Below are 1,112 nucleotides of genomic sequence, written 5' to 3' on the forward strand. Positions count from 1 at the left end.
TCACCAACTTATCGGCATAGACTTTCCCAATTATCACCACTTACGTTTTTATTCGCTTGGAGTGACTGCAACCCTTAAAGATTAAGGGTTTTGTACTTGTCTGATTCTCTAACACTTCTAAAGATCGTCACCGATCACCACCTTGTTGTTTGCCTAGAATCGCTTTTCTGTGAACTAATCAATCAGAAATTAAATATCTACAACTCAAACGGTGTGAAGTGCGCCCACGTTAGTCTTATTTGTCTTAACGAGTAGTACGCTTATCTCTAACTTAACTAAACTCAATTCCATGTTCACCCGACCGCAGTTCCAAGTCTTGTCGGGGTTATATTGTCTAGTTAAATCAATAAGGTAAAGCACTTACTCTACGCATATCGACTGCCATCAACTATTCTATAGTTGTATGTTGACAGAGCCGAATTTACAGGCTTGAGCTATCCATTGACCGCCAAAGCAAATTGCAACGTATCTCTACGAATTCAGCAATTCACCGTGACGTGCCGAGAAATCCAGTTTAACACCTCATTCTCCTATGACCTCACGATCATCTCAAAAGCCCACCTGTGCGCCTTGACTATGCCCTTACGAAGCATCTGCCAGTGCATCAACGCCATTATCAATCCTTGAAATGACTCCACATCACAAATAAAACAGGGTTAATTCACTAAGTTACCAGTCGTATGTTTAAGACGCTGATAACCCGTTAATGCCCGTGTCCGTGTCGCCCCAATGCGCCATATAAAAATATGGGATTTGACTTGGGTAACAGGTAGAAAGAGGGAGTCACACCCTCTAGCCCCTATCGTAGCCGCACCAACTACCTTTCGGACGTATGCAGCTTCACCGATAAAACTTTTCACAACTTGGCACGTTGCGAAAAGGGGTGATGTTGTTTGCTCATGGTTGGCAATCCATGAACAAACAAATTTAATCAATTTGAATGTTTGGATTGGCAGTCCAACTAAAAAACAACTTCTACAAAACCCATCTTATGCGTAGTAGATACTGTGTCAAGTCGAATTTTGGAACTGCTTATTATGCGATAGCATAATCTGGTTATAAATTCCGAAAAGCAGTTCTTTAAATTTAACTATTAAAAAAATCCTCAGAAA

At 40.8% G+C, this 1,112-nt stretch carries 1 protein-coding gene; it reads right to left on the bottom strand.

The window, feature by feature from the left end; all coding sequences use genetic code 11:
- Positions 1-656: 656 nt before the first annotated feature.
- A complete protein-coding gene (locus EXE10_RS21010) occupies positions 657-860 on the bottom strand; it encodes a hypothetical protein (RefSeq protein ID WP_130114600.1) in 204 nt (67 codons plus the stop codon).
- Between the last annotated feature and the right edge of the window lie 252 nt (positions 861-1,112).

The organism is Acinetobacter sp. WCHAc060033 (assembly GCF_004209125.1).
In the GTDB taxonomy this organism is placed as follows: Bacteria; Pseudomonadota; Gammaproteobacteria; order Pseudomonadales; family Moraxellaceae; genus Acinetobacter; species Acinetobacter wuhouensis.